Origin of the sequence: Variovorax fucosicus (assembly GCF_030316825.1) — a bacterium.
Lineage (GTDB): Bacteria > Pseudomonadota > Gammaproteobacteria > Burkholderiales > Burkholderiaceae_C > Variovorax > Variovorax fucosicus.
In genome coordinates this window covers 251,785-273,765 of record NZ_JASZYU010000002.1, presented here as the reverse complement: position 1 = coordinate 273,765, position 21,981 = coordinate 251,785, and the positions used below count along the sequence as shown (strand labels likewise).

The 21,981-nt window shown below is 67.3% G+C and carries 21 protein-coding genes; 4 read left to right on the top strand and 17 right to left on the bottom strand.

The genetic code is table 11. The features are described 5' to 3' along the window. Window positions 1-27 precede the first annotated feature (27 nt). Window positions 28-579, top strand: coding sequence for a methyltransferase family protein (locus QTI05_RS13465; RefSeq protein WP_286621728.1), 552 nt, complete (start codon window positions 28-30; stop codon window positions 577-579). Here QTI05_RS13465 and lolD read toward each other — a convergent pair. Together lolD and QTI05_RS13455 are read right to left on the bottom strand one after the other, a co-directional pair. Beyond that, window positions 560-1,318 carry a lipoprotein-releasing ABC transporter ATP-binding protein LolD gene (gene lolD / locus QTI05_RS13460; RefSeq protein ID WP_286539134.1) on the bottom strand — a complete coding sequence of 253 codons (759 nt, stop codon included), beginning with the start codon at window positions 1,316-1,318 and terminating at the stop codon, window positions 560-562. The genes QTI05_RS13465 and lolD overlap by 20 nt on opposite strands. Further along, window positions 1,311-2,567 carry a lipoprotein-releasing ABC transporter permease subunit gene (locus QTI05_RS13455; protein ID WP_286539135.1) on the bottom strand — a complete coding sequence of 419 codons (1,257 nt, stop codon included), beginning with the start codon at window positions 2,565-2,567 and terminating at the stop codon, window positions 1,311-1,313. The genes lolD and QTI05_RS13455 overlap by 8 nt, the downstream gene beginning before the upstream one ends. Before the next feature lie 53 nt (window positions 2,568-2,620). On the opposite strand from QTI05_RS13455, the gene QTI05_RS13450 reads away from it, so the two are divergent. Next, on the top strand, window positions 2,621-3,589 hold the full coding sequence (locus tag QTI05_RS13450; protein ID WP_286621726.1) for a hypothetical protein: 969 nt from the start codon (window positions 2,621-2,623) through the stop codon (window positions 3,587-3,589). After that, complete coding sequence (recJ, locus tag QTI05_RS13445; RefSeq protein WP_286621724.1) at window positions 3,586-5,298, top strand: single-stranded-DNA-specific exonuclease RecJ; 1,713 nt, start codon at window positions 3,586-3,588, stop codon at window positions 5,296-5,298. The genes QTI05_RS13450 and recJ overlap by 4 nt, the downstream gene beginning before the upstream one ends. A gap of 17 nt (window positions 5,299-5,315) precedes the next feature. Here recJ and maiA read toward each other — a convergent pair whose 3' ends face one another. The 12 genes from maiA to QTI05_RS13385 all read right to left on the bottom strand — a co-directional run bounded on the left by maiA (window position 5,316) and on the right by QTI05_RS13385 (window position 15,538). Beyond that, entirely contained in the window at window positions 5,316-5,966 is a 651-nt protein-coding gene (maiA, locus tag QTI05_RS13440) for a maleylacetoacetate isomerase (RefSeq protein ID WP_286621722.1), read from the bottom strand. 3 nt (window positions 5,967-5,969) lie between these two features. Further along, complete coding sequence (locus tag QTI05_RS13435; RefSeq protein ID WP_286621721.1) at window positions 5,970-6,683, bottom strand: ABC transporter ATP-binding protein; 714 nt, start codon at window positions 6,681-6,683, stop codon at window positions 5,970-5,972. Then, window positions 6,680-7,435: an ABC transporter ATP-binding protein gene (locus QTI05_RS13430; RefSeq protein WP_286539140.1), complete on the bottom strand. Its 756-nt coding sequence runs from the start codon at window positions 7,433-7,435 to the stop codon at window positions 6,680-6,682. Before QTI05_RS13430 ends, QTI05_RS13435 begins: the two co-directional genes overlap by 4 nt. Beyond that, on the bottom strand, window positions 7,435-8,433 hold the full coding sequence (locus QTI05_RS13425) for a branched-chain amino acid ABC transporter permease (RefSeq protein WP_286621720.1): 999 nt from the start codon (window positions 8,431-8,433) through the stop codon (window positions 7,435-7,437). The genes QTI05_RS13430 and QTI05_RS13425 overlap by 1 nt, the downstream gene beginning before the upstream one ends. A 5-nt stretch (window positions 8,434-8,438) precedes the next feature. Then, the gene (locus QTI05_RS13420; RefSeq protein ID WP_286539142.1) at window positions 8,439-9,356 is read right to left on the bottom strand and encodes a branched-chain amino acid ABC transporter permease; all 918 of its coding nucleotides are present in this window, start codon (window positions 9,354-9,356) and stop codon (window positions 8,439-8,441) included. A gap of 3 nt (window positions 9,357-9,359) precedes the next feature. Beyond that, the gene (locus QTI05_RS13415; protein ID WP_286621719.1) at window positions 9,360-10,526 is read right to left on the bottom strand and encodes an ABC transporter substrate-binding protein; all 1,167 of its coding nucleotides are present in this window, start codon (window positions 10,524-10,526) and stop codon (window positions 9,360-9,362) included. Window positions 10,527-10,609: 83 nt separating this feature from the next. Then, window positions 10,610-10,930: a non-heme iron oxygenase ferredoxin subunit gene (locus QTI05_RS13410; RefSeq protein WP_286539144.1), complete on the bottom strand. Its 321-nt coding sequence runs from the start codon at window positions 10,928-10,930 to the stop codon at window positions 10,610-10,612. 6 nt (window positions 10,931-10,936) lie between these two features. Next, window positions 10,937-11,464, bottom strand: coding sequence for an aromatic-ring-hydroxylating dioxygenase subunit beta (locus tag QTI05_RS13405; protein ID WP_444812899.1), 528 nt, complete (start codon window positions 11,462-11,464; stop codon window positions 10,937-10,939). 1 nt (window position 11,465) lies between these two features. Then, on the bottom strand, window positions 11,466-12,725 hold the full coding sequence (locus QTI05_RS13400; protein ID WP_286621717.1) for an aromatic ring-hydroxylating dioxygenase subunit alpha: 1,260 nt from the start codon (window positions 12,723-12,725) through the stop codon (window positions 11,466-11,468). 40 nt (window positions 12,726-12,765) lie between these two features. Beyond that, window positions 12,766-13,461, bottom strand: a complete 696-nt coding sequence (locus QTI05_RS13395; RefSeq protein ID WP_286621716.1) for a fumarylacetoacetate hydrolase family protein — start codon at window positions 13,459-13,461, stop codon at window positions 12,766-12,768. Window positions 13,462-13,487: 26 nt separating this feature from the next. Beyond that, the gene (gene gtdA, locus QTI05_RS13390; protein ID WP_286539149.1) at window positions 13,488-14,534 is read right to left on the bottom strand and encodes a gentisate 1,2-dioxygenase; all 1,047 of its coding nucleotides are present in this window, start codon (window positions 14,532-14,534) and stop codon (window positions 13,488-13,490) included. Between the two features lie 20 nt (window positions 14,535-14,554). Next, window positions 14,555-15,538 (bottom strand): 2Fe-2S iron-sulfur cluster-binding protein, encoded by a 984-nt coding sequence (locus QTI05_RS13385; protein ID WP_286621715.1) that lies wholly within the window; start codon window positions 15,536-15,538, stop codon window positions 14,555-14,557. 111 nt (window positions 15,539-15,649) lie between these two features. On the opposite strand from QTI05_RS13385, the gene QTI05_RS13380 reads away from it, so the two are divergent. Beyond that, window positions 15,650-16,567: a LysR family transcriptional regulator gene (locus tag QTI05_RS13380; protein WP_286621713.1), complete on the top strand. Its 918-nt coding sequence runs from the start codon at window positions 15,650-15,652 to the stop codon at window positions 16,565-16,567. Between the two features lie 24 nt (window positions 16,568-16,591). On the opposite strand, the gene QTI05_RS13375 is transcribed toward QTI05_RS13380, so the two are convergent. From QTI05_RS13375 to QTI05_RS13365, 3 genes are read right to left on the bottom strand one after another with little or no spacing between them, the layout of a single operon-like run. After that, window positions 16,592-17,293 (bottom strand): PA4824 family protein, encoded by a 702-nt coding sequence (locus QTI05_RS13375; protein WP_286621712.1) that lies wholly within the window; start codon window positions 17,291-17,293, stop codon window positions 16,592-16,594. Between the two features lie 58 nt (window positions 17,294-17,351). Further along, complete coding sequence (locus tag QTI05_RS13370; RefSeq protein ID WP_286621711.1) at window positions 17,352-18,338, bottom strand: response regulator transcription factor; 987 nt, start codon at window positions 18,336-18,338, stop codon at window positions 17,352-17,354. Beyond that, the gene (locus QTI05_RS13365) at window positions 18,335-21,895 is read right to left on the bottom strand and encodes a hybrid sensor histidine kinase/response regulator (RefSeq protein ID WP_286621710.1); all 3,561 of its coding nucleotides are present in this window, start codon (window positions 21,893-21,895) and stop codon (window positions 18,335-18,337) included. Before QTI05_RS13365 ends, QTI05_RS13370 begins: the two co-directional genes overlap by 4 nt. Window positions 21,896-21,981 lie beyond the last annotated feature (86 nt).

Genomic DNA, 21,981 nt, shown 5'->3' with positions numbered 1-21,981 from the left:
GCAGGCGGCCGTGTAGATTCGGCCTCCATGCTGTTCCATGCGCTGGCCTTCGTCCTTCTTTCCGCGGTTCTGGTCTATGTGTCGCGCGGTGCGCTCCGGCAGACGGATTCGCACGGCTTCTACCGCTTCTTTGCGTGGGAGTGCATCCTGGCTCTGGTGCTGCTCAACCTGCCGGTGTGGGATCGCGACCCGCTCGCCCCACACCAACTTCTGTCGTGGGTGCTGCTGATCGCGTCGGCCTGGCTGCCGATCCACGCGGTGCGCTTGCTCAAGCGGCTCGGCAAGCCCACGCAGGAACGCGCGGATGCGGCGCTCTACGGCTTCGAGAAAACCTCGTCGCTGGTGACGAGCGGCGCCTTCCGCTACATCCGCCATCCGATGTACACGGCGCTCATGCTGCTGGCCTGGGGCGCGTTCCTCAAGCAGTTCTCGTGGCTGGGCCTTGGCCTGGTGCTGGCCGCGACCGTGCTGCTGTTCGTCACCGCGGTGCGCGACGAGCGCGAGTGCCTGCAGCACTTCGGCGAGGCGTACCGCGCCTACATGCGCGGCACGCGGCGCTTCATTCCGTTCGTGCTGTAGCGCCGGCGAGCGCGGCCGGGCCGTTGGTGAGCCGGCCAGCCGTGAGCCGCAGCACCCGGTCGCAGCGCGCTGCCAGCGTTTCATCGTGCGTGACCACCACGAAAGCGGTGCCGTGCCGGCGCGCGAGGTCGAGCATCAGCGCGAACACGGTGTCGGCGGTGCTGCGGTCGAGGTTGCCGGTGGGTTCGTCGGCCAGCACGCAATCGGGCCGGGTGACCAGCGCACGCGCAATCGCAACGCGCTGGCGTTCGCCACCCGAAAGCTCCGCGGGCCGATGGTGCACGCGCTCGCCCAGGCCCACCGCGGCCAGCATCTTGTGTGCGGCCTCGGTCGCCTCGGCCGGTGGCGCGCGCCGGATCCTGAGCGGCATGCCCACGTTGTCGAGCGCGCTGAACTCCGGCAGCAGGTGGTGGAACTGGTAGACGAAGCCGAGGTGCAGGTTGCGCAGGCGCCCCTGCTCGGCCGCGTCGACCCCGGCGATGTTCTTGCCGTGCAGCTCGACGCTGCCGGTGGTTGGCGCGTCGAGGCCGCCCATCAGATGCAGCAGCGTGCTCTTGCCCGAGCCCGAAGCGCCGACGATGGCCAGCGTTTCGCCCGCGCGCACGTCGAGGTCCACGCCGTGCAGCACGGTGAGGTCGATGCGGCCTTCGTGGAAGCGCTTGGTGAGGCCACGGACTTTCAGCACCGGGCGGATATAGGGCTGGGCCGTGCCCGACTGGAAGGTCTTCGTCTCACTCATAGCGCAGCGCCTCGGCAGGGTTGACGCGGCTCGCGCGCCAGCTCGGGTACAGCGTTGCCGCGAACGCCAGGATCAACGAGATGATGGTGATCGGCATGATGTCGCTGCGTTGCGGGTCGCTCGGCATCTTGCTGATCAGGTAGATGTCCTTCGGCAGGAAGCTCGCGTGGAACAGCTGCTCCAGAAAGGGCACGATCACGTCGATGTTGTAGGCGATGCCCAGGCCCAGCAGCAGGCCGGCCACGGTGCCGATCATGCCGACCATCGCGCCCTGCACCACGAAGATGCCCATGATGCTGCGCGGGCTCGAGCCCAGCGTGCGCAGGATCGCGATGTCGGCCCGCTTGTCGGTCACGGTCATCACCAGCGTCGACACCAGGTTGAACGCCGCCACCGCGACGATCAACGTGAGGATGATGAACATCATGCGTTTCTCGACCTGCACCGCGGCGAACCAGGTCTTGTTCTGGCGCGTCCAGTCGCGGATCAGGAACTGGCCCGGCAGCGTGGCGGCGAGCTGGTCGGCCACCTCGCGTGCCAGGTTCAGGTCCTTGAGCTTGATGCGGATGCCGGTCGGGCCTTCGAGGCGGAACACGCGTGCCGCGTCCTGCTCGTGGATCATCGCGAGCGCCGAGTCGTATTCGTAGTGGCCCGAGTCGAAGGTGCCGACCACGGTGAACTGCTTGAGCCGCGGCACCACGCCGGCCGGCGTGACCTGGCCGCCCGGCGCCACCAGCGTGACCTGGTCGCCCTGCCGCACGAACAGCGAGCGCGCCAGTTCGCCGCCGAGCACGATGCCGAACTCGCCCGGCACCAGGCGGGCCAGCGCGCCCTTCTGCGCGGTGGTGGCGATGTCGGTCACCTGCGGCTCCAGTTGCGGCTCGATGCCGCGCACCAGCGTGCCCTTCATGTCTTCGCCGCGCGCGATCAGGGCCTGCGTGGCAATGAAGGGCGCCACGCCGATCACCTCGGGGTTCTTGCGTGCGGCTTCCATGATCGGGCCGAGTTCCTGCAGCGCCTGGCCGTCGCGCGAGAGGATCTCGATGTGCGACACCACGCCGAGCATGCGGTCGCGCACCTCTTTCTGGAAGCCGTTCATGACCGAGAGCACGATGATCAACGCGGCCACGCCCAGCGCGATGCCGAGCATCGAGACACCGGAGATGAAGGAGATGAAGCCGTTGCGCCGCGTCGCCCGGCCGGCGCGCGTGTAGCGCCAGCCGAGTTGCAGTTCGTAGGGAAGTCGCATAGGGGAAGAATTGTGGCATCCCGGTGGGAGTGGGCTTCCGGGACAATGGAACCATGGCCGAAACCTCTCCAGCCCGTCATCTACTGATCCCCTTTGCCGGCCGGGGTTCCCCCGCCTGCCGTGCCGCGACGCCGGGGCTGCAGTTGCCGAAGCTCGAAGCCCTGCTCGCCCGCCTGGCGCCCGCCGGCACCGATGCGCAGGACGACAGCACCTTTTCGCCGCCCCATGAGCGCGCACTGGCGGCCGCGCTCGGCCTCGCTGCACCCGACGGCTGCATCCCCTGGGCCGCCCGCGAAGCGCGCGCGCTCGGCCTGCCCGGCAGCGAAGGCGACGCGGCCTGGGCCTGGCTCGACCTGTGCCACTGGCAGGTCGACCTCCGCGACGTGGTGCTGGGCGAGCCGGCGCAAACACAATTGAGCGCGGCTGAATCGCAAAGCCTGCGCGATGCGGCGCAACCGCTGTTCGAGGAAGACGGCATCCAGCTGCACGGCGGCGCCCTGCCCGGCCGCTGGCTGGCGAGCGGCGAGCTGTTCCGCGGCCTGCCCACCGCTTCGCTGGACCGGGCCATCGGCAACTCCATTTCGCAGTGGTCGCCAATCACCGACGCGGGCCGGCCGCTGCGCCGCCTGCAGAACGAGATCCAGATGCTGCTCTACACCGAGCGCGTGAACGACGACCGCACGGCGCGCGGCCTGCCGCCGATCAACTCGTTCTGGCTCAGCGGCACCGGCGCGTTGCCCGCAGCGATGCAGCCCGAAGGCGCAGCACCGACTGTGGTCGACCTGCTGCGCATGCCGGCGCTGCACGACGATGGCGCGGGCTGGGCTGCGGCCTGGGCCGCGGTCGATGCAGGCCCGGTCGCCGAACTGCTGGCCGACTGCGAGCGCGGCGCCGATGTGATGCTCACCCTCTGTGGCGACCTGGATGCGCAGCGCTTCGCCGGCGGGCCGCGCGGCCTGTCGGGCTGGGTCAAGCGCCTGTTCAACCGCCCGCGCGCAGCCACCGTGCTGGAGACGCTGTGAAGATCATCGCGCGCGACATTCCGCCCCGCAGCGTGTGGGCGCTCGAGCAGGCCGGCGTCCACCCTTTGCTGGCCCGTCTCTACGCCGCGCGCGGCGTGCTGGGCAAGGACGAACTCGACGACGGGCTGGCCCGCCTGCTGGCACCCGCCACGCTGCGCGGCACGGCCGAGGCCGCCGTGCTGCTGGCCGATGCGATCCGCGACGACAAGCACCTGTGCATCGTGGCCGACTACGACTGCGATGGCGCGACCGCCTGCGCAGTCGCGGTACGCGGCCTCAAGCTGCTCGGCGCCAGGCAGGTGAGCTACCTGGTGCCCGATCGCGTGGTCGACGGCTACGGCCTCACGCCGCCGATCGCCGAGCGCGTGGCCGCGAAGGGCGCCGACATGCTGATCACGGTCGACAACGGCATCGCGAGCGTGGAGGGTGTGGCCACTGCCAAGGCGCGCGGCCTCGCGGTGCTGGTGACCGACCACCACCTGCCCGGCCCCGAACTGCCGGCCGCCGACGTGCTGGTGAACCCGAACCAGCCCGGCTGCGATTTCGAGAGCAAGAGCATCGCGGGCGTCGGCGTGATGTTCTATGTGCTGCTGGCCCTGCGCGCCGAACTGCGCAAGCGCGGCGTGTTCGATGCTGCCGGCCAACCCAAGCTCGACGTGCTGCTGCCCCTGGTCGCGCTTGGCACCGTGGCCGACGTGGTCAGGCTCGATGCCAACAACCGGCGCCTGGTCGCGCAGGGCCTGCGCCGCATCCGTGCCGGCCAGATGCCGGCCGGCATCGCCGCGCTGTTCAAGGCCGCCGGCCGTACCGCGGCCGTGGCCACGACCTTCGACTTCGGCTTTGCGCTGGGCCCGCGCATCAACGCAGCCGGCCGCCTGGCCGACATGACGCTCGGCATCGAATGCCTTTTGACCGACGATGCCGCCCGTGCCGACGAGCTGGCGCGCACGCTCGACGGCATCAACCGCGAGCGGCGCGACATCGAAGGCGGCATGCGCGACCAGGCGCTGCTGCTGGCCGAGTCGCTGTTCGACGAGAACGAAGCGCCGCCGGCCGCCATCAGCGTGTTCGACGCCGAGTTCCACGAAGGCGTGGTCGGCATCGTGGCCTCGCGCATCAAGGATCGCCTTCACCGCCCGACCTTCGTCTTCGCTGCCAGCGCCGCGCCGGGCAAGGAACACGAACTCAAGGGTTCGGGCCGCTCGATTCCGGGCTTTCACCTGCGCGATGCACTCGACCTCGTCGCCAAGCGCCATCCGGGCGTGTTGCTGCGCTTCGGCGGCCATGCCATGGCGGCCGGCTGCACCGTGGCCGAGGCGCACTTCGACACCTTCGAGCAGGCGATGGCCCAGGTCGCTCAGGAGTGGCTGGCCGCCGCAGCGCTCACCCGGCAGATCGAGACCGACGGGCCGCTGGCGCGCGAGTACATGCGCGTCGATCTGGTCGACACCCTGCACCGCGAAGTCTGGGGCCAGGGTTTTGCGCCACCGACCTTCAGCGAAGAGGTCGAGGTGGTGTCGCAACGCCTGGTCGGCGAAAAGCACCTGGCCCTCAAGCTGAAGCACCAGGGCCAGCCGGTCGACGGCATCTGGTTCGGCCACACCGAGCCGCTGCCGGCGCGCGTGAAACTCGCGTTCCGGCTCGACGCCGACGAATGGCAAGGCGTTCGGCGCGTGCGCTTTCTGGTCGAGGGCGCGGAGCTGGTCTGAGCCTGCTCAGTCCATCCTCATTCCGCGTCCGGCTGACGCGAAGGGTGGGCGGCGGCAAAGGCGGGCAAGGCTTCGCAGGCATCGAAGACCGACAACACAGTCGGGCATGACGACAAGTCCACGTTGAACCGCTGCGCGCTGAACACCTGGGGAACCAGGCAGCAGTCGGCCATCGTCGGCGTGTCGCCAAAACAGAAGACGCCGCCTTGCTTGCGTTGCGCAAGTTGTGCCTCCACGGCTTCGAGGCCGAGCGCAATCCAGTGGGAGATCCATTGGCTCTTCTGGGCCTCCGTCACCTCGAGCGTGCCGGTCAGGTACTTGAGCACGCGCAGGTTGTTGAGCGGGTGGATGTCGCACGCGATGCCCAGCGACAGCTGCCGGACGAAGGCGCGGTCGGCCGCCATGGGCGGCAGCAAGGGTGTCTCGGGGTAGACCTCGTCGAGGTATTCCATGATCGCCAGCGACTGGCTGACCCGCACGCCCGAATCGCACAGCGTCGGCACCAGCGCCTGCGGGTTGAGCGCACGGTAGGCCTCGCCGAATTGCTCGCCGCCGCCGCGGGTGAGGTGCACGAAGGTGTGCTTCGCCTCGAGGCCCTTGAGGTTCATCGCAATGCGCACGCGGTAGGCGGCGGAACTGCGAAAGTAGGTGTAAAGCGTGCGCTCCAAGGCTCAGACTCCCAGGTACTGATGAACGATCCCGGGCTGGCCGCGCAGGGCATCCGACGTGCCCTGCCAGACGACGCAACCCTTCTCGACAACGAAGTGGCGATCCGCCAGGCCCATGAGCGCCTTGACGTTCTTGTCGATCACGATCTGCGCCAGGCCGTCGCGCTTGAGCTCGGCCAGTGCACGCCAGATCTCGTTGCGGATGACAGGCGCCAGGCCTTCGGTCGCTTCGTCCAGGACCAGCAGGCGCGGGTTCGTCATCAGCGCGCGGCCGATGGCCAGCATCTGCTGCTCGCCACCGGAGAGCTGCGAGCCGAGGTTGCCGCGGCGCTCCTTCAGGCGGGGAAAGAAGGCGTAGACGCGGTCCAGATCCCAGCGCCTGCCCCGGCCTTTGCCGTCGTCCCGGGCGGTGGCCACGAGATTCTCTTCAACGCTCAGGTTGGGAAAGACCTGCCGGCCTTCGGGAACCAGCGCCAGCCCCTGCCGCGCGATGCGGTGCGACGGCCACTGGTCGACGCGCGTGCCGCCGACCCGGACACTGCCCGCACCGACCGGCACCATGCCGAACAGGCACTTGACCGTGGTCGAGCGGCCCATGCCATTGCGCCCGAGCAGTGTCACGACCTCCCCGGCGGCGACATCGAAGGAAATATCGAACAGCGCCTGCGCCTGGCCGTATGACGCCTGCAGGCCCTCGACGGAAAGATAGGCACTCATGCCGCAGCCTCCTCTTCACCCAGGTAGACCGCGCGCACTTCCGGGTGGTTGCGGATTTCATCCGGTGTGCCGGTGAACAGCACTTTTCCGTAGACCAGAACGGTGATGCGGTCCGCCAGCGCGAACACGGCATCCATGTCGTGCTCGACCAGCAAGATCGTGTATTGGCGCTTCAGGCGTTGCAGCAGCGCAATGACGGCAGTGGACTCCTGCACGCTCATGCCCGCCATCGGCTCGTCGAGCAGCAGAAACTTCGGGCCGGCGGCCAGGCTCATTGCCAGCTCGAGCTGGCGCCGCTCCCCGTAGCCCAGGTCGCCGGCCGCGGTACCGTGGTGCTGCCGCAGGCCGGTGGCCTCCAGTGCTTCCTCCGCGGCGTGCCTCGCCTGGCGATCCGAGAGCATCGGCGTCCAGAACTTGAAGGCGTTGCGGCGTGCGCCGAGCGCCGCGAAGCTTGCGTTCTCGAGCACGCTGAAGTCATCGAAGATCGAGGTGATCTGGTAGGAGCGAAGCAGCCCGCGCCGGGCACGCTGGTGGATCGGCAGGGCGGACACGTCCGCGCCGTCGAACCAGACACGCCCGCTGTCGGACGCGAGCTCGCCCGACAGCTGGTTGATCAGCGTGGTCTTGCCCGCGCCATTGGGGCCGATGATGGCGTGCAGCTCGCCCTCGGCGATGTCGAGCGACACCGCGTCGGTGACCAGCAGTGCGCCGTAGCGTTTGGTAAGGGATTCGGTGCGAAGAACGCTGGCCATCACGCGGCCCCTTTCACTGCGGCGGATCCGGTGGTCAGCGCCGCAGGCTTGCTGCGCGCATCGAAGCGCTGCAGCAATCCGATGATGCCGCTCTTGCCCAGCAGTGCGACGATGACGATGAGCGGGCCGAAGATGACCATCCAGTGGTCGGTGAATCCCTTGAGGATTTCTTCCAGCCCGAGGAAAACGATCGCGCCCATCAGCGGGCCGAACACCGTGCCCAGGCCGCCGATGACGACGATGACGATCAATTCGCCGGACACCGCCCAGGCCATCGTGCTGGGCGAGGCGAAGGCGTTGAGATTGGCCAGCAGCAGGCCGGCCACGCCGCACAACATGCCCGACATCACATAGGCCAGCAACTGGTAGCGCACCACCGGAACGCCGGCCGCATTGACGCGGCGCGCATTCTGCTTGGCACCGCGGATCACCATGCCGAAAGGCGCCACGCGCAGCCGGGCGAGCCACCAGATCGACAACACCAGCACGATGAAGGCGCAGATGTACACATGGTTTGCGGAAGACAGGTCGACCGGGCCGAAGCGGCTGGTCAATGCGATCGACATGCCGTCGTCGCCGCCGTAGTTCTTCAGGCTGACGAACAGGAAGTACCCCATCTGCGCGAAGGCCAGCGTGATCATGATGAATGCGATGCCGCTGGTTCGCAGGCTGATGGCGCCGGTGACCAGCGCGACCAGTGCACACACCGCGAGGCATAGCGCCAGATGCACCCAGCCGCTGCCGATTTCATGGAAGGACGAAAGCCCGACCGCATAGGCACCAAGCCCCAGGAAGAGCGAATGACCGAAGCTCACCAGCCCGCCGTAGCCGAGCGCGATGTTGAGCGCGCAGGCCGCAATGGCATAGATGATGATGCGGGCGAAGAACGCGACATAGAACTGCTGGCCGGTGGCCTGCGCCACGAAAGGCACGGTCGCCAGCAACACCAGTACCAGCATCGGCACCCAGCTGCTGGGGCGCGAAAGGAGGGAAGTCATGGCAATCACCGTTTCGAGGGAAAGAGGCCTTGCGGGCGCCAGGCCAGCACCACGGCCATCAGCAGGTAGACCAGCATCGACGCCAGCGCGGGGCCGGCCGCATCAGCGAGGGAACGCTCGGTCACCTGCCGCAGCATGAAGGGGAGGAACGCACGCCCCAGCGTGTCGACGGTGCCGACGATGAGGGACGCATAGAGCGCGCCGGTGACGGAGCCGATGCCGCCGATCACGATGACCACCAGCGTGGTGATCAGCACCGACTCACCCATGCCCGACTGCACCGACAGGATCGGCCCGGCCATCGCGCCGGCCAGTCCTGCGAGCATCGCGCCGACACCGAACAGCAGCGCATTGAGCAGGCCGATGTTGACGCCGAGTGCGGCCACCATCGCCGGATTGACCGCGCCGGCGCGGATCAGCATGCCGATGCGCGTCTTGTTGATGATCAGCCAGGAGCCGATGGCGACCAGCAGGCCGACGACGATGATCGCGAAGCGGTAGGCCGGGTAGGTAAAGCCGCCGATGTCGATCGCGCCGCCCAGGAACTCCGGCACCTGCAGGAACACCGGCTGCGAACCCCAGACAATGCGCACCAGCTCATTGAAGAACAGCGTCAGCCCGAAGGTGGCCAGCACGTGGTCGAGATGGTCGCGCCGGTACAGGCGCGAGACCGCAACGAACTCCAGCACCAGACCGAGCAGCAGCGACCCGCCCATTGCCGCCAGCACGGCGAGCCCGAACGAACCGGTGAACTGGAACGCACTGGCAGCGAAGTACGCCCCCATCATGTACAGCGAGCCGTGCGCCAGGTTGACGAAGCTCATGATGCCGAACACCAGCGTCAGGCCCGCCGCCAGCAGGAACAGCAGAACGCCGTACTGCAGGCCATTGAGCAGCTGCGCCAGAAGGATCGTGGCGTTCATGGGTTACTTCAGCGCGCACTGCGCGTGATAGGCGTCGGCCTGTTTGGTCAGCGGCGTGGCAACGAGCTTGGTCGTCACGCCGGCGCCGCTCTTGACGGTTTCGAACGCGTAGTAGTTCTGCACCGGCAGGTTGTTGTTGTTGAACGCAAAGGGTCCGCGCACCGACTTGAACTCGCTGCCGACCGCCTTCACGGCCGCGGCCAGCGCCTTGGCATCGCCGGGCTTGGCCTTGCCCAGCGCGATGTTCAGGACATGGGCTGCGTCGTAGGCCGTGGCGGCGTACTCGCTCGGCGTGCGCTTGTACCTGGCCTCGAAGTCGGCGACGAACTTCTTGTTTTCGGGCGTGTCGAGCGCGGCGTCCCACATCGCGCCGCTGATGCTGCCCACGGCCGCGTCGCGCAGCGCCGGCAGCGTGGTGCCGTCCACGGTGAAGACCGAGTACAGCGGCAGCTTGCCCATCAGGCCGGCCTGCGCCATCTGCTTGACGAAGTTGACGCCCATGCCTCCGGGGTAGAAAACGAACAACGCATCCGGCTTGGCCGACTGCAGCTGCGCCATCTCGGCCGAGTAGTCGGGCTGGTTCACCTGCGTGTAGACCTCATCGACGATCTGGCCCTTGAAGTAGCGCTTGAAGCCGGTCAGCATGTCCTTGCCGGCCTGGTAGTTGGGCGCCATCAGGTAGACCTTTTTCACGCCCTTGTCCTGCGCGAACTTGCCCATCGCCTCGGCGGCACCGTCGTTCTGCCAGGCGGTCGAGAACACGTTGGCCTTGCAGCCCGCACCGGCCAGCGGCGACGGGCCGGCATTGGTCGCGATGGCGACCGTTCCGGACTCGGCGATGCGCGGCAGGCTGGCCATCAGCACATTGGAGAAACTCAGGCCGACGATGGCATCGACCTTGTCCTTGTCGATGAACTTGCGCACGATCTGGGCGCCGATCTCGGGCTTGAGCTGGTCGTCTTCCTTCAGCACGGTGGCTGGCTGGCCACCCAGCCGGCCACCGAGCTGCTCGAGCGCCAGCGTGAATCCATCCACCTGATCCTGGCCGACGACCGCGACCGGACCGGACAGCGGCGCCATCAGGCCGATGGTGGCCGCTGCGGCCCAGGGGCTGGCCATCGCCAGCGTGACAGCGGCCAGGCCGGCGAAGGCGGGGCTGCGGAAGTTCATCGTGTGTCTCGTCGTCATTGTTGTGGGCTCGGTGGGAAGTAGGTGGGAAAGGGGGGAGTGGTCAGGGGTTGCGAGAAAGCGGCCTAGTCGCCCAGCTGCACGAACACGCGGCCGGCCTCGATGCGCACCGGGTAGCTGCGCACGTCCTCGGTGACAGGCGCGCAGGTGCCGCGGCCATCGCGGATGTCGAACTTGCCCTGGTGCAGCGGACACTCGATCTCGTAGCCATCGAGAAAGCCATCGCACAGGCGCGCATGGCCATGCGTGCAGATGTTGTCGGTCGCGAAGATGCTGCCGTCGACCTTGTAGAGCGCCACGTCGCGACCGGCGACCTGCACGCCGATGACATCGTCTTCCGGCACGCCGTCTTCGGCGGTAGCCTCAATCCATTGGGTATCGCTCATGGTTTTTCAGATCGGGTAGATGATGGAATTCGGGATCATTTCGCTGTCGTACACGCAGTACCGCGAGGCGAACTTCAGGCCGAGCGGCGTGCGCACGATCACGTCGATGTAGCGGCCTACGTTGAAGACGGTCGACTCCTGCGACAGCTTGGTGCGGAACACCGCGTAGTTGGCTTCGGCCTCAAAGCGATCGGGCTCGGCCTGGTGGATCACCGGCGCGCCGACCACGTGGCGCTGGTAGTACGGGTCGTGGAACAGCGTCTCGCGGATGCCGTAGACCCGATCCTTGAGCATGCCCTTGCTCTCGAAGAACAGCGTGGCCAGCGGAAAGCCGCGCTCGTGGTTCTCGCGCGGGATCAGCTTGTAGATGCAGTCGTCCGTGAAGAACTCGGGCCACAGATCCCAGTTGCCGGAGTCGACAGCCATTGCATAGTCGGCGTAGAGCCGGGCAATGGCGAAGTAGTCCTCGAAAGCGATGCGTGGGAGCGTGGCGGCGGCACTGCTGCCTTTCGTGATGTCGGTCAGGTCGTTCATCTCAGGCCTCCATCACTTCACGCCAGTATTCGTACATGCCGCGGATCAGTGTCTCGGTGACCATGTGGTCGGTGTCGCCGACCTCGCGACCGCCGAGTTCGGCCATCGTCCGGTGGTAGGGCTTCTGCTCGAAGCCTTGCTGCGAGAACTCGATGACCTCGCCGTCGTCGGCCGAGACGAAGCCGGCCGGGCCGAAGAGATTGGCCTGGCGCAGGCGGCGCTGCGTCATGTCCTCGGTGTCGTCCTCGAAGCCGAAATGCGTCCACACGAAGTCGAACGAGCCGTGGCCGTCGGGCTGGATGTGGCGCGTCGAGACGCTGTTGACCTGCTGCTGCAGGATCACGCTCGGGAACAGCGTCATCATCACTGCGGTCGGGCCGCCCCACCACGGCTCGGGCACGATGTCCAGAAAGCGCGGATCGTTCAGCGCCATGCTTTCCTTGAAGCTGGACACCTGCGTGACCTGTTCCGCCTTGCCCGCGCTGCCGCGCGTCGAGATCATGGCCGCGTGGCGGTGTTTCGCGTCCATCTTCAGTTCGCTCTTGTTGTCGGCGCGCCAGAGGCCGAAGGTGACGAACCATGTGTGCAGCAGGCCCGGGTGGTAGGGGTCCTTGATGTTCTCCTGCATCAGTTTCCAGTTGCCTGGAATGCGCTGGCGGTTGTAGCCCAGGATCTTCAGCTTGCGGCCATCGAACAGCCGGTCGAAATAGCCGAGGATGACCGGGCCGAGGAAGTCTTCGAGCGATTCGATCTCGTGATCGAAACTGGCGAACACCACGCCACCGCGCGTGGCGACCTTGAGCTTGTTCAGGCCATGGTCGCTGGTCTTGAAGTCGGCCGGCATGCCGCCGTTGACCTTGCCATCCTGCTTGACGCCGCGGCGAAAGGGCACGCCCTGCAGATCGCCCTGCAGCGTGTAGCTCCACTGGTGGTACGGGCAGACAAACTCTTTCCTGTTGCCATGGCGTTCGCGGCAGAACTGCATGCCGCGGTGGGCGCAGACGTTCTCGACCACGCTGATGGCGCCGTCGGCGTCGCGCACCATGATCACCGAGCGCTCCCCGACGACCGTGCGCTTGAAATCGCCGGCGTTCGGGATCTCGGCCTCGAGGCCGACGTAGTTCCAGTGCTTCGTGTAGAAAAAGCGCTCCAGCTCCTTCTTGTGCTGGTCCGGATCCGTGTAGGCCATGAACGGAATCCGGCTCGTGCCTTCGGATTCCCAATGGAGCTGGATGGGAAAGGTACCGGTGGTTGCGGTCATCGTTCGTCTCCTGCGTTGTGGATGTGGGGGAGCCGGCGGCTCAGGCCCGGACGCTGACCGTGATGCCGGCCAGCCCGGCGATGTCGCCCTGCATTACGTCGCCCGCCACGACCGCGTTCACGCCTTCGGGCGTGCCGGTCATGATCAGATCGCCAGGTTCGAGCGTCTCGTACTCGGACAGGTAGGCAATGCACTCGGACACCGACCAGATCAGCTTGGCGACATCCGACGACTGCCGCGCCGCACCGTTGACGGTGACGCTGATCGCGCCCTCGCCGATGTGGCCGACGTCCGCCGCGCGGGACAGCGCGCCAATCGGTGCCGAGCCTGCGAAGGACTTGCCGAATTCCCACGGGCGGCCCTTGTCGCGGGCGTCGAGTTGCAGGTCGCGGCGCGTCATGTCCAGGCCGGTGGCATAGCCGTACACGTGGTTCAGCGCGTCGCCCACGGCGATGTCCTTGCCGCCGGTGCCGATGGCAACGACCAGCTCGATCTCGTGATGGAAGTTCTGCGTCTTCGGCGGATAGCCGATGTCGACGGGCGCCGAGGCATCGACCGCTGCGTTGGCTGGCTTCATGAAGAAGAACGGCGGGTCGCGATCAGGGTCCTTGCCCATCTCGCGCGCATGTGCGGCGTAGTTGCGGCCCACGCAGAAGATCCGGTTGACCGGGAAGCGCTCGGCAATGCCTGCGATGGCGAGCGTCGGGATGGTGGCGGGAGCAATGGCGTATTTCATGGTGGGCTTGGGTGAAATGGAGGAAATCAGGCGCGGTGTTCGCGCCACAGGCCGAGCGCCTGTTGCACGGGCCGGTCGGAATAGCTGAAGAAAATGGCTTCGCTTCCGGCGCGGAACTGGTGGCTGTGCCACGAGGGCACGACCAGCACATCGTTCTCGGCCATGCGGAAGGTGCTGCCCTCGACGCTGACTTCGGCGCTGCCGGCAAGGCACACATAAACCGTTCCGTCGGTGCAGCGGTAGGGCCGGGTCTCGAAGCCGGCCGGGATCAGCTGCGAGAACGCGGCCATCGTCGGCATCGGCGAGCGGCCTGTGGCGGGGTTGACGTAGCGCTGCTTGTGGCCGAAGTGCGGATCGGGCGTGCCGCCGGCAATGGCCTTGAGCGAGGCCTGCGTGCGCTCCCACGGGTAGACGAACACCCGGGTCGGGTCGGCCGGCTCCTGATAGAAGTCGACCGGCACCATGTTGCTGCCGTAGCGCGCGAGCGCGTCACCTTCGGGCCGCGCGACCGCCTGGAAATCGCTGTCGCTCTTTTCGGCGAAGCCCGCATCGAGGAAGCGAACGATGGGAATGTCCAGCCCGTCGAGCCACACCACCGGCTCATTGCCCGTGTTGCCATGGTCGTGCCAGGTCCAGGCCGGCGTGATGATGAAGTCGCCGCGGCGCATGGTCGTGCGCTCGCCATCGACTGCGGTGTAGGCGCCCTCGCCGTCCAGCACCAGCCGCAGCGCCGATTGCGTGTGCCGGTGGGCCGGCGCCACCTCGCCCGGCAGGATCAGCTGCAGGCCGGCGTAGAGCGACTGGGTGATGCAGGACTGGCCCCGCAGCGCGGGGTTCTCGAGGATCAGCACGCGCCGCTCGGCCTCGGCGGCGCTGATCAGCCGGCCGGCCTCCATCACGCGGTCGCGCACGTCGGCATACGCCCACTGGTGCGCGACGGCCGGCGAGCGGGGCTGATGCGGCACCAGCGCGCCCAGCACTTCCCACAGCGGGGTCATGCTGTCCGCGCCGATGCGGTCGTAGTAGGCCTTGCGTTGCAGGCGGGATTCGGGATCGGGGGCGTGGCCGGTCATGAGGAAGTCCTGGGGGGTTGTCAGGTGCCGCTCGCGTAGAACGCGTCGGCGTAGATCTGTTCGGGCTTCACGCCCATCTGCTTGACGCACAGCGTGGTCGCCTCGACCATGGGCGGTGCACCGCACAGGTAGGCGCGGAAGCCTTCGAGGCTCGTCCAGTCGCGTGCGATCGCCTCCGTCACCAGGCCGGTGCGGCACCCGGGCGCCTGGCCCGAGGCAAGCACCACATGCACCTGCAGTTGCGGATGCCGCTGCTGGAGTTCGTCGAGCCAGGGCCGGCCGTAGACGTCGCGCTCGGACCGCACGCCGAAGTAGAGATGGATGGGGTTCTGCATCCCTTCGGCGATCACGCCGCGGATGATCGACAGGATCGGCGCAAGGCCCGTGCCGCCGGCCACGCAGAGCATCGGGCCTTCGTGCTTGCGGCGCAGGTAGGCCGAGCCCAGCGGGCCGCTGACACGCACGGTGTCGCCCACGCTCAGCGTGTCCGCGATATAGCCGGTGACGCGACCGTCGGCCACCAGGCGCACGTGGAATTCGAGCTCGCCGTCGACCGGCAGGCCGGCCATCGAATACGGCCGGATGTGGTCCGGCGTGAACTGCAGCTGGGCGTACTGGCCGGGCGAAAAATCAAGCGGCTTGGCGGGCTTCAGGCGGATGCGCTTGATGTCGTGCGTCTGCTCCTCGAGCGCGACGACGGTGGCCTTGATGATCTTCGCGGCATGCACCACGACCTCGTCGGGCTCGGGGATCTCGACGGTGCACGATTCGGTGAGGAAGGTCTGGCAGGCGAGAACATACTCATCCTGTGCGCCGAGCGGCCGCTGCATCTCGCGGCCCGACTCCAGCACATGGCCTGCGACCAGCTTGCAACGGCAGGTGCCGCAGCGCCCGGCCATGCAGCTGTAAGACACCGGGACGTCGTTGGCCCGCAATGCCTCCAGCAGATTGACGCCCGGCGTGACGCTCAGCGTACGTTGCAGGGGGTGCACCAGAATTTCCATCTTGCCTCGTTTGTCTCTTTGTGGCCCTGATGGTCGGCGGCGCCCGATAATCAGTCAATGCAATGAGATCAATACGAAAGATCATTGAGATCAATAGTGGATGGAGCCGGAATGGAACTCAAGGACATCGACCTGAACCTGCTGGTGGTCTTCAACCAGTTGCTGATCGAGCGCAAGGTCTCCAAGGTGGCGGAGAACCTCGGCCTCGGCCAGCCTGCTGTCAGCAACGCGCTGGCGCGGCTGCGAAAGCTGTTCGGCGACGAGCTGTTCTTGCGCACGTCGAGCGGCATGCAGCCCACGCCCTTTGCAGACCAGCTGGCCGAATCGATCGGCTATGCGCTGGGAATGATCCATGGCGCCGTCAACGCGCGAAGCTCGTTCGACCCCGCCAGCAGCAAACGCAGTTTCTCCATCGGCATGACGGACATCGGCGAGATCTATTTCCTGCCGCAACTGATGCGGCGCATGCACGAGATAGCGCCGGAGGTTTCCATCAGCACGGTGCGCAACACCGCCGTCAACCTGAAGGATGCGATGGAAGCCGGGCACGTGGACCTGGCCATCGGCCTGCTGCCCCAGCTCAAGGGGGGCTTCTTTCAGAGACGGTTGTTCGTCCAGCAGTACATGTGCATGTTCAGAAAGGGCCATGCGCTCGACAAGAAGCGGTTGCTGAAGTCGGATTTCTTCGCGGCCGACCATGTGGCTGTCGTATCGGCCGGAACAGGCCATGGGCAGGTCGATGAAATCCTCGACAACAGCTCACCCCAGCGGCGGGTGAAGCTGAAGGTGCCCCACTTCGTGGCGATCGGCCACATCCTGCAGTCCACCGATCTCATTGCGACGGTGCCCGAGCGCCTGGCCGAACGCATGGCCAAGCCCTTCGATCTGCGGTATCTGCCGCATCCGGTGAAGTTGCCGCAGATTTCGATCAACATCTTCTGGCATGCGAAGTACCACAAGGATCCCGCCAACCAGTGGTTGCGCAGCCTGATCGTCGAACTGCATGCGGACCAGGGCGCAGCGGTCTGAGGGGCGCTGGGGTGCGGCGCTTTTTCAGCGCACGCTGAACTCGTGGTTCAGCCCGATCACCAGGCTCTTGATGCGACCGCTACCGCTGCCGGTGCGCGCGGCGCTGACGTCGATGCTGATCAGCGGCGTCAGGCTGAAGCGCGCGCCGATGCGTGAGGTCCAGAGGCCGTAGGCACGGTTGCGTTCGGCGATCAGCGAGACGGTGTCGTTGACCGCCCATTCGGCCTGCGCGCCGCCGCGGCCAGTGCGCACGCCGGTGCCGGTGGCCCAGTCGGTGCCTAGGTTGGCGTGCAGTTGCAGGCTGTCGAGCGCGCGCCAAGTCACCGGCAGCAGGAGTTGTCCGCCGGCGCGACCGCCGCGCGTCACATCGAAGGTCGCACCGGCCGACATTGCGGCCGAAACCCGGGCGTCGGCACCCTGGTCGTAGAACGTCCACTTGAGTTGCGGGCCGACGTAGGTGGTGGCCCGCTCGCCGGAGGTGGAGAAGCGATCGACATTGAGCCCCAGCTCGACCGGCCCGACGCGGCAGGCCGGGCCCAGGTGCAGCCCGTGCGTGGCGGGATTGCTGCCGGCGCGACTGGCCCAGGCTTCGTACTGGCATTGGCCGGGGTCGAGCGTGCCGGCGTCATCGACGTCGAAGTGCCCGCCGGCCTGCACGCCCGCGGACAGCAATGCGGCCGTTGCAAGCGACCACCCTCGGAGTGTTTTCGTGCAGTTGTTCTTCATCGCCCTGCCTTCCCGTTTCGGGGCATTCTAGGAGGGGCAGATGGCGGTCCGGTGAATCTCAGATTTCGAATTGCGGCTGCAGTTCGCGGATGCGTTTCATGGCCACGCCGGCAGCGGCGGTCCGGGTTTCGACGCCGAGCTTCACGTACACGCGCTCCAGGTGCTTCTTGGCCGTGGCCGGGCTGCTGCCGAGGATCTCGCCGATGTCGCGGTTGGTCTTGCCCTTGACCACCCAGTACAGCACCTCGGCTTCGCGCGTCGTGAGCTTGAGGCTCAGGCTCATGGCCTCGATCACGCCGGTGTCGGACACCTCGCGCATGATGATCATCCACTCGGCGCCGTCGTCGTCATGGCCGGTTTGCTGGTGCAGCCGGAGGTTGAGGCGGCTCGCGCCCTGCTCGATGGCGAGCACCGGCGGCTCGATCTGGTCGGCCGTGCCCGGCAGGTGCTGGCGCAGCCAGTCGAGCACAACGGCCGGTGTTTCGGGCGCGCTGGTGCCGCAGTAGCGCTGCAGCAGCGAACGCGCCAGCGAGGTCTGCCAGATCAGACGGCCCTCGGGCATGCGCACCGTGATGCTGGCATAGCCGAAGGCATCGAGCGCATTGCGGGCCTGGCCGGCCTGGCGCGCCGACTGCCGCGCCTGGCGCGCGCCCTGCAGGTGCACGTTCATGCGTGCCAGCACCTCTTTCGGCTTGATCGGTTTGGTGACGTAGTCGACCCCGCCGGCTTCCAGCGCGGCCACCAGGTGCTCGGTCTCGGTGAGGCCGGTCATGAAAACGATCGGGATGTGCGCCGTGGCCGGATCGGCCTTGAGCCGGCGCGCGACTTCGAAGCCGTCGATGCCCGGCATCATCGCGTCGAGCAGCACGATGTCGGGCCGCGCCTGGGCGGCCCGTTGCAACGCCTGCTCGCCGCTGGTGGCGACCAGCACGGTGTAGCCCGATTCGTCGAGCGCGTCGTGCAGCACGGCGAGGTTGTCGGGCACGTCGTCGACGATCAGCACCAGGTCGCTGTTTCCTGCGATGTTTCTGACCAGGCTGCTCACAACGGCTCCGCGGGCAAGGATGTCTCTTCGCGGGAGTCGCCGCGCTCGGCGGCCCGCAGCGGCCGGCAATCGATTTTTTCGAACTGGAACTGCCGCGCAAGGGCGCGCTGCACCTCCGTCCAGGCGGCGCATTCGGGCTCGGCTGCGTCGATGTCGTCGAGCTGGTTCATAACGCCGCGAAAGTAACCCAGCCCGATGGCCTCCTGCAACGCCAGCAGCCGTGCCGCGGAAGGCCGGACCATGGCAAGGGCCGATGGTGGCGTGGCCGGCACCACGGCACGATCCGTCCAGCGCAGCGCCAGCCGGCGCTCCAGCCAGTCCAGCAGCTCGGTGTGGCGCACCGGCTTCACGAAAAAGTCTTCGGGCGTGATGCCCACGTCGTTGTCGAGCCGCTTGTCGAACGCGTTGGCAGAAACGATCGCCACCGCCGTTCCCGGCAGGCCGACGCGCTGGGCGCGGCGAATCGTTTCCCAGCCGTCAATGCCGGGCATCGCGAGGTCCACGAACATCGCATCGGGCCGGTAGCCGGCGGCGATCAGGTCGAGTGCATCGTGGCCACTGGCCGCCGTGCGCAGCTCGAAGCCCAGCGGCGTGAGCACCTGGCTCAGCAGTTCGCGGTCAGCCTCCTCGTTGTCGACCACCAACAGGCGACGGCGCGCGCCTTCGTAGCCGCGCCGCGCGCGCTGCACCGGCAGCGGCGCAGGCGCGGCGTGCACCGGTGCCTCGTGCACGCGCGGCAGGAACAGCCGCAACCGGAACACCGAGCCGCGGCCGGGCGTGCTGTGCACCTTCATCTCGCCGCCCATCAGGTCGGTGAGCATCTTCGCCATGGTCAGCCCGAGCCCGGCGCCCGGTGCGCCCGTGGTACCGCGGGCGAAGGGCTCGAAGATCATGTCGAGGTCGGCCGCCGGCATGCCGGGCCCGGTGTCCTCGATTTCGACCGCGGCGAACTCGCGCGCATAGCGCAGCCGCAGCGTGACCTGGCCCGTGCTGGTGAACTTGATCGCGTTGCCGAGCAGGTTGATGAGGATCTGCCGCACGCGCTTTTCGTCGGCACGCACCAGCGCCGGCAGTTCGCCGGTCGGCTCGAAGCGGAAGGCCAGGCCCTTCTCGGCCGCCTGCAGCTCGAACATGTCGGCCAGCTCCTGCATGACTTCGGCAAAGGCCATCGGCCGCGCGTTCAGCGTGAGCTTGCCGGCCTCGATGTGCGCGATGTCGAGCGTGCCTTCGATCAGCGACAGCAGATGCTCGCCGCCGCGCTTGATCACGGCCACTGCCTGGCGCCGGTGCGGCGGCACCGAAGCGTCTTCGCCCATCAGTTGCGCATAGCCCAGGATGCTGTTGAGCGGCGTGCGCAGTTCGTGGCTGATGGCGCTGATGTAGCGGCTCTTGGCCTGGTTGGCCTGGTCGGCCGCGAGCTTGGCCTGCTCGGCGGTGCCGCGGGCCTGCTCGGCCGTCAATGTGGCGGCCTGCAATGCACGGTCGGTTTCGCGGTGCAGTGCGATCTCGCGCACCAGCAGGTGGGTCTGTCGGTTCGATTCTTCCTGCGCCACCTTGCGGCTCTGGTGCGCCAGCACCAGCCACCAGGCGACGATGCCGGCGATCACCAGCAGCGCCATGTAGGCCTTGAGGAAGCCGCCGCGCAACGAGGTCGAGCCGGCGCCGATGACATCGCTTTCGGCGAGCCCGCGGAGTTCCTGCTGGTAGAGCACGCCGAACACGCCCGCCAGCAGCGGCACGACGATCAGCATCAACAGCAGGAAGTGGCCGAGCCCGGTGTCGAGGTAGCGCCAGCTGCGCCTGGGCAGCAGCCAGCGCAGCACCGCAGACCATTGCGCCGACAGGCTCGCCTGGGGCTTGCACAGGTCGCCGCAGCGCGCGTCGAGCGTGCAGCACAGCGAGCAGATCGCGCCCTGGTAGGCCGGGCAATGGGCCATGTCGGGGCCTTCGTATTCGCGCTCGCAGATCACGCAGCGCTGCAGCGTCAGCCGCTGGTAGCTGCCGGCGTCCACGTCCGATGGCGTCTCGACGCGGGCCCACAGCACGTGGCTGCGCGCCGCATGCATCGGCCCGCGCGCGAGGTAGTACTTGCCACGCGTGGCCCAGGCCAGCACCGGCGAAGCGACGAGCGCCGTGCCGAGCGCGATCAGCGCGGAGAACGCCTGCGGCAGCGGCCCGAACATGCCCAGGTGCGCCGTGATCGACAGCCCCGACGCCAGCGCCATCGCACCGACGCCGACCGGGTTGATGTCCCAGAGGTGCGCGCGCTTGAACTCGATGCCGGGCGGCGACAGGCCGAGCGGCTTGTTGATGACCAGGTCGGCCACCACCGCCATCATCCAGGCGATGGCGATGTTGGCGTAGAGGCCGAGCACGTCGCCGAGCGCCTCGAACACGTTCATCTCCATCAGCATGAAGGCGATCAGCGCGTTGAACACCACCCACACCACGCGCCCCGGGTGGCTGTGGGTGACGCGCGAGAAGAAGTTGCTCCAGGCCAGCGACCCGGCATAGGCGTTGGTGACGTTGATCTTGAGCTGCGAGATCACCACGAACAGCGCGGTCGCGGCCACCGCCCAGCCGTAGTTCGGAAACACGTATTCGTAGGCCGCCAGGTACATCTGGTTGGGGTCGACCGCGCGCTCCACCGGCACCATGTGCGTGATCGCCAGGTAGGCCAGCAGAGCGCCGCCGAGCATCTTGATCACGCCCAGAATTACCCAGCCCGGACCGCCGGCCAGCACCGCGGCCCACCAGCGCCCGCGGGTGGCGGCGGTGCGCACGGGCATGAAGCGCAGGTAGTCCGCCTGCTCGCCCATCTGCGTGATGAGTGCGATGCCGACGGTCAGGGCAGCACCGAACAGGTGCATATTGAAACCGCCGCCAGTGCCTTTATCACCGCCATAGTGCGTGATGCCGGCAAACGCACCGGGATCGCGCACCAGCACGAACACAAAGGGCACGACCAGCATCACCAGCCAGATCGGCTGCGTCCACAACTGCAGCCGGCTGATGGCAGACACGCCGTGCGTCACCAGCGGAATCACGACCAGCGCGCACACCAGGTAGCCCCACACTGGCGGAATGCCCAGCGCCAGCTCGAGCGCATAGGCCATCACGGCCGCTTCGAGCGCGAAGAAAATGAAGGTGAAGCTGGCGTAGATCAGCGAGGTGATGGTCGAGCCGATGTAGCCGAAGCCGGCGCCGCGCGTGAGCAGATCCATGTCGACGCCGTAGCGGGCCGCATAGACGCTGATCGGCAAGCCGGCCAGGAAGATGATGAGGCCGGTGGTGAGGATGGCCCAGAACGCGTTGGCGAAGCCGTACTGCACCAGCAGGGTGGCACCGACCGCCTCAAGAATCAGGAACGACGCCGCGCCGAAGGCGGTGTTGGCCACCCGCCATTCCGACCACTTGCGAAAGCGCTGCGGCGTGTAGCGCAGCGCGTAGTCTTCCAGCGTTTCGCTCGCCACCCAGCTGTTGTAGTCGCGCCGGACTTTGACGATGCGCTGCGGCGCGTCGTCGTCGGAGGCAGGAGGGGGCAGGACGGAACTCACACCGCTCCGGTGCAGCTTTCATGCCACCGGCACGACTGTTGCAAAGGCGTCAGGCTGCCCATAATGGCCCCTCCCAACGCCAACCG

Excerpts from the sequence above, each read along its gene's own strand:
- QTI05_RS13465 (WP_286621728.1), top strand. The coding sequence starts at position 28 with ATGCTGTTCCATGCGCTGGCCTTCGTCCTTCTTTCCGCGGTTCTGGTC.
- lolD (WP_286539134.1), bottom strand. The coding sequence starts at position 1,318 with ATGAGTGAGACGAAGACCTTCCAGTCGGGCACGGCCCAGCCCTATATC.
- QTI05_RS13455 (WP_286539135.1), bottom strand. The coding sequence starts at position 2,567 with ATGCGACTTCCCTACGAACTGCAACTCGGCTGGCGCTACACGCGCGCC.
- QTI05_RS13450 (WP_286621726.1), top strand. The coding sequence starts at position 2,621 with ATGGCCGAAACCTCTCCAGCCCGTCATCTACTGATCCCCTTTGCCGGC.
- QTI05_RS13435 (WP_286621721.1), bottom strand. The coding sequence starts at position 6,683 with ATGAGTGCCTATCTTTCCGTCGAGGGCCTGCAGGCGTCATACGGCCAG.
- QTI05_RS13430 (WP_286539140.1), bottom strand. The coding sequence starts at position 7,435 with ATGGCCAGCGTTCTTCGCACCGAATCCCTTACCAAACGCTACGGCGCA.
- QTI05_RS13425 (WP_286621720.1), bottom strand. The coding sequence starts at position 8,433 with ATGACTTCCCTCCTTTCGCGCCCCAGCAGCTGGGTGCCGATGCTGGTA.
- QTI05_RS13420 (WP_286539142.1), bottom strand. The coding sequence starts at position 9,356 with ATGAACGCCACGATCCTTCTGGCGCAGCTGCTCAATGGCCTGCAGTAC.
- QTI05_RS13415 (WP_286621719.1), bottom strand. The coding sequence starts at position 10,526 with ATGAACTTCCGCAGCCCCGCCTTCGCCGGCCTGGCCGCTGTCACGCTG.
- QTI05_RS13410 (WP_286539144.1), bottom strand. The coding sequence starts at position 10,930 with ATGAGCGATACCCAATGGATTGAGGCTACCGCCGAAGACGGCGTGCCG.
- QTI05_RS13405 (WP_444812899.1), bottom strand. The coding sequence starts at position 11,464 with ATGAACGACCTGACCGACATCACGAAAGGCAGCAGTGCCGCCGCCACG.
- QTI05_RS13400 (WP_286621717.1), bottom strand. The coding sequence starts at position 12,725 with ATGACCGCAACCACCGGTACCTTTCCCATCCAGCTCCATTGGGAATCC.
- QTI05_RS13395 (WP_286621716.1), bottom strand. The coding sequence starts at position 13,461 with ATGAAATACGCCATTGCTCCCGCCACCATCCCGACGCTCGCCATCGCA.
- gtdA (WP_286539149.1), bottom strand. The coding sequence starts at position 14,534 with ATGACCGGCCACGCCCCCGATCCCGAATCCCGCCTGCAACGCAAGGCC.
- QTI05_RS13385 (WP_286621715.1), bottom strand. The coding sequence starts at position 15,538 with ATGGAAATTCTGGTGCACCCCCTGCAACGTACGCTGAGCGTCACGCCG.
- QTI05_RS13380 (WP_286621713.1), top strand. The coding sequence starts at position 15,650 with ATGGAACTCAAGGACATCGACCTGAACCTGCTGGTGGTCTTCAACCAG.
- QTI05_RS13375 (WP_286621712.1), bottom strand. The coding sequence starts at position 17,293 with ATGAAGAACAACTGCACGAAAACACTCCGAGGGTGGTCGCTTGCAACG.